This is a genomic window from Candidatus Polarisedimenticolaceae bacterium (assembly GCA_036376135.1).
GTDB lineage: Bacteria > Acidobacteriota > Polarisedimenticolia > Polarisedimenticolales > DASRJG01 > DASVAW01.
This window is the reverse complement of sequence record DASVAW010000053.1, coordinates 1-7,840: the sequence shown is the minus strand read 5'-3', so window position 1 is coordinate 7,840 and position 7,840 is coordinate 1. Positions and strand designations below refer to the sequence as shown.

Sequence of the window (7,840 nt, the reverse complement as noted above, 5' to 3'; positions counted from 1 at the left end):
GAGCACGCGGCCGCCCTCGGGGAGCGCCGCGCGGAGCCGCGCCGCCAGCCGCGGCTCGAGCCCGGGCCCGTCCACCCGCGCGTAGTGCGTCGCCTGGGATTCGTATTTCTCGCGGACCGTGGCCGCCCCGTCCGCGTCGGGACCCGACGACCAGGCTTCGCGAAGGTCGAGGCGGAGGCGTCGGGCGAGACGGACCGCCCGGGACGGGGACGCCGGAGCGAGGCTCGCCCGCCCGATCAACGCCGAGCGATCGAACGTCCTCGGCTCCGACGGATCGGCGTCGCCCCCCAGCTCCAGCCGTCCGGCGTCGGCCGCGTGGACGCGGAACAGGTCGACGACGGAACCGTCCGTCGCCGCGACGACCTCCCCCGGATCCGCGCCGCGCTCCCCGAGCCGCTCGAGCCGAACGCGCGCTCCCGGCCGGAGCGCGGGGAACATGCGGTCGCCCGCGTAGACGACCTCGAGCGGCCCCGCCGCGAGGAACATCGCGAGCACGCTGCGGCTCGCGGGGATCGGCGGATCGGTCAGGAACACCCCGGACAGCGGGTGCCAGAACGGCGTCATGCCAGGATCGCCTTCTCCCGGAGGTACCGGATCCGGTCGCGGTGCCCCGCCGCCTCCTCGAAGTCGAGGCGGTCGGCGGCCTTGCGCATCGCCTTCTCGAGGCGCGCGATCTCCTTCTCGAGGGCGGCCTCGTCGTCGAAGACCTCCTCGTCGGCCTCCTTGTCGAGGGACACGGTCGAGTAGTCCGCCGCGATCGGCGTCCCCATGAGATCGTCCACGGCGCGCCGGACCGATTCGGGGGTGATCCCGTGCTCGCGGTTGTAGGCGAGCTGGATCTCGCGCCGGCGGTTGGTCTCGTCGAGGGCGCGGCGCATCGAGTCCGTCATCTTGTCCGCGTAGAGGATCGCCGTGCCGTTCAGGTGGCGCGCGGCGCGGCCGATCGTCTGGATCAACGCCCCCTCCGAGCGCAGGTACCCTTCCTTGTCGGCGTCGAGGATCGCGACGAGCGACACCTCGGGAAGGTCGAGCCCCTCGCGAAGGAGGTTGACGCCGACGAGAACGTCGAAGGTCCCCAGACGCAGGTCGCGCAGGATGCGCACGCGCTCGAGGGTCTCGACGTCGGAGTGCAGGTACTCGACCTTCACGCCGACCTCGCGGTAGTACTCGGTGAGGTCCTCGGCCATCCGCTTGGTGAGCGTCGTGACGAGCACGCGCTCCTGGCGCGCGACCCGGTCGCGGATCTCGCGCAGGAGGTCGTCCACCTGCCCCTCGATGGGACGCAGGATCGCGGTCGGGTCCACGAGCCCGGTGGGGCGCACCACCTGCTCGACGACCTCGCCGCCGGCCAGGCGCAGCTCGTAGTCGCCGGGGGTGGCGGACACGTAGACCGCCTGGCCGCGCACCGCGTCGAACTCCTCGAACTTGAGCGGGCGGTTGTCGAGGGCCGACGGGAGCCGGAAGCCGTAGTCGACGAGGGTGCGTTTGCGCGACTGGTCGCCGTGGTACATCCCGCGCACCTGCGGGACGGTCACGTGGGACTCGTCGACGACCAGGAGCGCGTCCTTCGGAAAGTAGTCCATGAGGGTCGGGGGCGGCTCCCCCGCCGCGCGCCCGGTGAAGTGGCGCGAGTAGTTCTCGATCCCGTGGCAGTACCCGACCTCCTGCATCATCTCGAGGTCGAACGTCGTGCGCTGCGCGAGGCGCTGGGCCTCGAGGAGTTTTCCCTGCGCCTCGAGCTCGGGGACCCGCGCGGCGAGCTCCTCCTTGATGGCCTGCATCGCGCGCAGGGTGACCTCGCGAGGGGTGACGTAGTGCGAGTTCGGGTAGACGGGGTGGCGGTCGAGCACGTCGATCACCTTGCCCCGGACCGGGTCGAGTCGTCCGATCTTCTCGATCGTCTCCCCCCAGAACTCGACGCGCAGGGCCTCCTCCGAATACGACGGCCAGATCTCGAGGACGTCGCCGCGCACCCGGAAGCTCCCGCGCGCGAGGTCGGCGTTGGTGCGCTGGTACTGGATCTCCACGAGCTTCCGGAGCGCCACGTCGCGGTCGAGCTCGTGCCCGGTCTCGAGGAGCAGCATCATCCCGTGGTAGGCCTCCGGGGAGCCCAGGCCGTAGATGCACGAGACGCTCGCGACGATCAGCACGTCGCGCCGCTCGAACAGCGCCCGGGTCGCCGCGTGGCGCATGCGGTCGATCTCCTCGTTGATCGTCGATTCCTTCTCGATGAAGGTGTCCGACTGGGGGACGTACGCCTCCGGCTGGTAGTAGTCGTAATACGAGACGAAGTAGTGGACCGCGTTGCGCGGAAACAGGCGGGCGAACTCCTGGTAGAGCTGCGCGGCGAGGGTCTTGTTCGGCGCGAGCACGAGCGTCGGCCGCTGCGTGCGCTGGACGAGGTTGGCGATCGTGAAGGTCTTCCCGGAGCCCGTGACGCCGAGCAGGACCTGATCGCGCCGCCCCTGCGCGATCCCCTTCGTCAGGGCCTCGATCGCTCCCGGCTGGTCGCCGGTCGGGGTGAACGCGGAGTCGATCTCGAAAAGCGGCATACCTGGGATCATAAATGGGGACAGCAACCTATTTCGGAAACGGGGAAATTAGGGACAGTCCCTCTTTTCAGGCAGGTTTGCCAGAAGGGGTCAAACCCATGAGTTTGTAGCTGCGTGGGAGCCTCGAATTCACGGGTCTGAAAAGAGGGACTGTCCCTAATTTCCCCGTTTCCGAAATAGGTTGCTGTCCCCATTTATCATCCCGCGCATGATCGTCTGCAAATTCGGAGGAACGTCGGTCCAGGACGAAGCGGCGCAGGAGCGCCTCGCGGCCATCGTGCGGGATCGCGTCGGGGAGGGACCGCTCGTCGTCGTCTCGGCCCTCGCGAAGGTCTCGGACGGCCTGATCGCGGTGCTCGACGCGGCCCTGCGGGGCGACCAGGCCGGGTCGAAACGCGAGCTCGACGCGATCGCGGGGCGGCACCGCGCCTTCGGTGTCGACGTCGAGGAAACCCTCGCCGAGCTCGAGTCGATCCGCCAGGGGATCGTCCTCCTCGGCGACGCCTCCCCCAACGTGCGGGCCCGCTTCGTCGGCGCCGGGGAGCTGCTCTCCAGCCGCATCCTGGCGCAAAGGCTCGGCGCGACCTGGTTCGACGCGCGGACGGTGATCCGGACCGCGGGGACCGACCCCGAGAAGGACCCGGCGGTGATCCCGGAGATCCATCGCCTCGCCCGCGAGCGGCTCGCTCCGCACTGCGCTCCGGGGCGGATCGTCGTGACCCAGGGGTTCATCGGCTCCGACGACACCGGCCGCATGACGCTCCTCGGCCGCGGCGGCTCCGACTACTCGGCGTCGCTGTTCGGCGCGGCCCTCGGCGCCTCGCGGATCGAGATCTGGACCGACGTCGACGGCGTGCTCACCGCGAACCCGAGGATCGTCCCGGGGGCGCGCCGCGTCCGGCTGCTCAGCTTCGACGAGGCCAGCGAGCTCGCGTATTTCGGCGCGAAGGTGCTCCACCCCGCGACCCTGCTCCCCGCGGTCGAGACCTCGATCCCGGTGAAGGTCCTCAACGCGCGGCGCCCCGGTGGGGACGGCACGACGATCGTCTCCCGCCCGGTCGCGCCCCCCGACGACCGGTTCGTGGTCAAGGCGATCGCCGACAAGCGACGCATCGTCCTCGTCCACGTCGTCTCCACGCGGATGCTCATGGCCCACGGCTTCCTCGCCCGGATCTTCAACGTCTTCGACGCCCATCGCACGCCGGTCGACCTGCTCGCGACCTCGGAGGTGTCGGTCTCGCTGACGATCGACGACGACCGGCGCCTCGACGCGATCGTCGAGGCCCTCTCCGCGTTCGCGAAGGTCGAGGTCGAGCGGGGGCTCGCGGTCGTCTGCCTCGTCGGCGAGGGGATGCGCGGACGGGCGTCGATCGCGGCGGAGGTCTTCCGCGCGATCCGCTCCTCGCGCGTGCGCCTGATCACCCAGGGGGCCTCGGCGATCAACCTCAGCGTCGTCCTCCCGGACGAGGAGGTGGACGCCGCGTTGCGCCAGCTCCACGAGGCCTTCTTTCGCGGCTCGCTCCCGGCGGAGATCTTCGGCGAGTCGTTCGAGGAGCTCGAGGGACGCGCCGCCGCCTCCGGCGCCGAGCGCGAAGTCCCAGGGCCCGTCTCGGGCCCAAGCCTCGCCGAGCTCGCGCGTCGCCACGGCACGCCGCTTTACGTCTACGACCTCGACGCGATCGCCGAGCGCGCGCGCCGCGTGAAGGCGCATCTCCCCCACCCCGACGCGCGCCTGCTGTACGCGTGCAAGGCGAACGCGCACCCCGCGATCCTCCGCAAGCTCCACGAGCTCGGCGTCGGGATCGAATGCGCCTCGCCCGGAGAGGTCGCGCGCGCCCTCGCGTGCGGGCACGAGCCCGGCTCGATCCTCCTCTCCGCGACGAACGCCCGCCCCGCGCACTTCGCCGATGCGTTGCGCCGCGGGGTGCGCGTGGCGCTCGGCTCCCGCTCGGACATCAGGCGGGTGGGCGCCCTCGCCCCCGGCGCGTCGATTCTCCTGCGGGTGAACCCCGGCGTCGGGGACGGCCACCACGCCCACGTCGTGACGGGGGGCTCGCACAGCAAGTTCGGCCTCGCGCTCGACGACCTCCCCGGCGCGCTCGCCGACGCCGAGGCGGCCGGCCTCGTCGTCGGCGGCCTCCAGGCGCACATCGGCTCCGGAATCGTCGATCCCGCGCCGCTTCACGCCGCCGCCGACCGCCTGCTCGAGCGCGCGCGGGCGATCCCCTCGATCCGCACGATCGACTTCGGCGGAGGATTCGGGGTCGCGTACCGCGGCGGCGACCGCGAGATGGACCTCGCCGCGTGGCGCGACGGGATGGCGGCGCGCCTCGACGCCTTCGAGCGGGAGACCGGGCGCACCCTGACCGCGTGGATCGAGCCGGGACGCTACCTCGTCGCGCCGTGCGGCTGGCTCGTCGCGGAGGTGGTCGGTATCAAGGAGTCGGGGGGGCTGACCTTCGTCGGCCTCGACACGGGAATGAACCATCTGCTCCGCCCCGCCCTCTACGGCGCCTACCACCGCATCGCGAACCTGACGGCCCCCGACGCCCCCGATGCCTGGGTCGAGGTCGTCGGGAACATCTGCGAGACGACCGACGTCTTCGCCTCGAACCGGCCCGTCCCGCGTCCGGAGGAGGGGCACCTCCTCGCGATCCTCGACGCGGGGGCATACGGGTTCGTGATGGCGAGCACGTACAACCTCTGGCCGCTGCCGAAGGAAGTGGTGGTGGCGGGGGGGGCGGAGCTTCCGGACTGACCCGACGGGAGGGATTTCGCGGGGTCACTCGTTTTCGAGCCGCGCTCCGCGACGGAGAACCGGATCCCGGATTCAGCTCGCGTCGGCACCGATGGCAACCTTACGTACCCCGCGAAATCCCTCCCGTCGGGTGCGTCACTGCGTCCCCTCCCCGTGGCCGGTCGACCACACCCCCCCGACACGCCCGCGGCACGCGCGGACTTTTTGCCTGGCACCGATCCTGCCTTCCCCCGAAGGCGAGGAGGTGCCGCGTGCGTGATAACCTCGGCTCGGTGTTGCGCGTTCTCCCCCGAACCCGGATCGCGAAGCTCGCGATCGGCCTGGCGCTCGTCGGCGGCATCGGCGGCGTCGCGCTGGGATTCGGCCTCAAGGCCGACCTCCCGGAGATCCGCGCCCTCGAGAGCTACACGCCCCCCCTCTCCACGCGCGTGATCGCGCGCGAGGGGCAGCTCCTCGCGAGCTTCGGCGAGCAGAAGCGGATCCTCCTCGCCTCCCGCGACGTCCCCGACGTCTTCAAGAAGGCGCTCGTCGCGACCGAGGACAGCCGCTTCTACCAACACTCCGGCGTCGACCTGAGCGGGATCGCGCGCGCGGCCTGGCACGACCTCAAGACGATGAGCCTCGAGCAGGGGGCGAGCACCATCACCCAGCAGCTCGCGCGGAACCTGTTCCTCGCTCCCGAGAAGACCGCGCGCCGCAAGATCCAGGAGGCGCTCGTCGCCCTCGAGATCGAGAAGCACTACTCGAAGGAGGAGATCCTCACCCTGTACGCCAACCAGGTGTACATGGGGCACGGCCGGTACGGCCTCGAGGCGGCGAGCCAGTTCTTCTTCGGGAAACACGCGAGGGAGCTCACCCTTCCGGAAGGGGCGTTGCTCGCCGGCATCATCCAGCGCCCGGAGGGGCTGAGCCCCATCCGCTCCCCCGAGCGCGCCCTGAAGCGGAGGAACCACGTCCTCCAGCGCATGGTCGACGAGGGGTACCTGCAACCCGCCGACGCCGAGCGCGCCAAGGCCGAGCCGCTCCGGCTCAACCCCCGCCCCGAGCAGGCCGAGCTCGCGCCGTACTTCGTCGAGCAGGTGCGCCGCTGGCTCCAGCAGACCTACGGCGACGAGAACCTCTACCAGCGCGGCCTCCAGGTGAAGACGACCCTCGACGCGCGGCTGCAGGAGGCCGCGAACCTCGCCGTCGCCTCCGGGCTGCGCGCGCTCGACCGGCGCCAGGGATGGCGCGGGCGCGCCGGCGTCGTGCCGGCGGGAGAGTCCCCCGACACCTTCGTCCCCGACTCCGCGAAGGGCTCGCCCCGCAAGGGAGCGCTCGTCGACGCGGTGGTCGTCGGCACGAGCCCCGGGAAGGCGCGGTTGCGCGTGGGGGACCGCGGCGCGGTCCTCGACGCCGAGGCGGTGAAGTGGACCGGACGCGTGAACCCCGCGGCGATGTTCCGGCGGGGCGACCTCGCGCAGGTCCGCATCCTCGACGTCCCCGCGGCCGGGTTGCTCCCCGTCGAGCTCGAGCAGCAACCCAAGGTCGAGGCGGCGCTCGTGGCGCTCGACCCGCGCACCGGCGAGGTGCTCGCGCTCGTCGGCGGGTTCGACTTCGGCCGGAGCGAGTTCGACCGCGCGGTGCAGGCGCGCCGGCAGGCGGGGTCGTCGTTCAAGCCGATCGTCGCGGCGACCGCGCTGAACGAGGGCGCGACCCCCTCCACGCGCCTGCTCGACGCGCCGACGGTGTTCGTCGACACGACGACGATGCAGCCGTACCAGCCCGAGAATTACGGCAAGAAGTACTACGGCGACATCACGCTGCGCGAAGCCATCGAGAAGTCCGCGAACATCGCGACGGTGCGCCTGCTCGACCGCACGGGGTACACCCCCGTCATCGAGACCGCCCGGCGGCTGGGGATCACGACCGAGCTGCGCCCCTACCCCTCGATGGCCCTCGGCGCGTTCGAGGTGAGCCTGATGGAGCTGACCGGCGCCTACGCGGCGTTCGCGAACGAAGGGGTGCGCATCGCCCCGCAGCTCGTCCAGGAGGTCGCCGACCGCGACCGCGCGCCGCTGTTCCGCGCTCGCCCGGAGGTGGAGCAGGCCGTCTCGCCGCAGGTGGCCTATCAGATGAACCGCCTCCTCCAGGGGGTCATCACCGACGGGACCGGCGCGGCGGCCGCCTCCCTGGGCCGTCCGCTCGCCGGGAAGACGGGGACGACCGACGACTTCACCGACGCGTGGTTCATCGGGTACGCCCCCGATCTCGCGGTGGGGGTCTGGGTCGGCTTCGACACGAAGAAGTCGATCGGCTCGAAGGAGACCGGGGCGCAGGCGGCGCTTCCGATCTGGCAGTCGTTCATGGAGCAGGCGCTGGCGGGACGCCCGATCGTCGACTTCGCGGAGCCCCCCTCGATCGCGACCGTCGCCGTCGACCGGCTGACGGGACTGCGCGCCGCGGAGGCGGCGGGGTGCACGTCGATCGTCCCCGAGGCGTTCGTCGAGGGGACCGAGCCCGCGATCGCATGCTCGGCCGCGGAGCACGA

Annotated in this window: 4 protein-coding genes; 2 read left to right on the top strand and 2 right to left on the bottom strand. The window is 71.4% G+C overall.

What is annotated here, in order from left to right; all coding sequences use genetic code 11:
- Both VF139_04980 and uvrB read right to left on the bottom strand, forming a co-directional pair.
- Positions 1-564: hypothetical protein (locus tag VF139_04980; GenBank protein ID HEX6850741.1), on the bottom strand; the 564-nt coding region annotated here is incomplete at its 3' end.
- Positions 561-2,552 carry an excinuclease ABC subunit UvrB gene (gene uvrB / locus VF139_04975; protein HEX6850740.1) on the bottom strand — a complete coding sequence of 664 codons (1,992 nt, stop codon included), beginning with the start codon at positions 2,550-2,552 and terminating at the stop codon, positions 561-563. The genes VF139_04980 and uvrB, both read right to left, overlap by 4 nt.
- A gap of 208 nt (positions 2,553-2,760) precedes the next feature.
- On the opposite strand from uvrB, the gene lysA reads away from it, so the two are divergent.
- The gene (lysA, locus tag VF139_04970; protein ID HEX6850739.1) at positions 2,761-5,310 is read left to right on the top strand and encodes a diaminopimelate decarboxylase; all 2,550 of its coding nucleotides are present in this window, start codon (positions 2,761-2,763) and stop codon (positions 5,308-5,310) included.
- Between the two features lie 251 nt (positions 5,311-5,561).
- Positions 5,562-7,840 (top strand): PBP1A family penicillin-binding protein (locus VF139_04965; protein ID HEX6850738.1); only part of this gene is annotated, 2,279 nt, incomplete at its 3' end.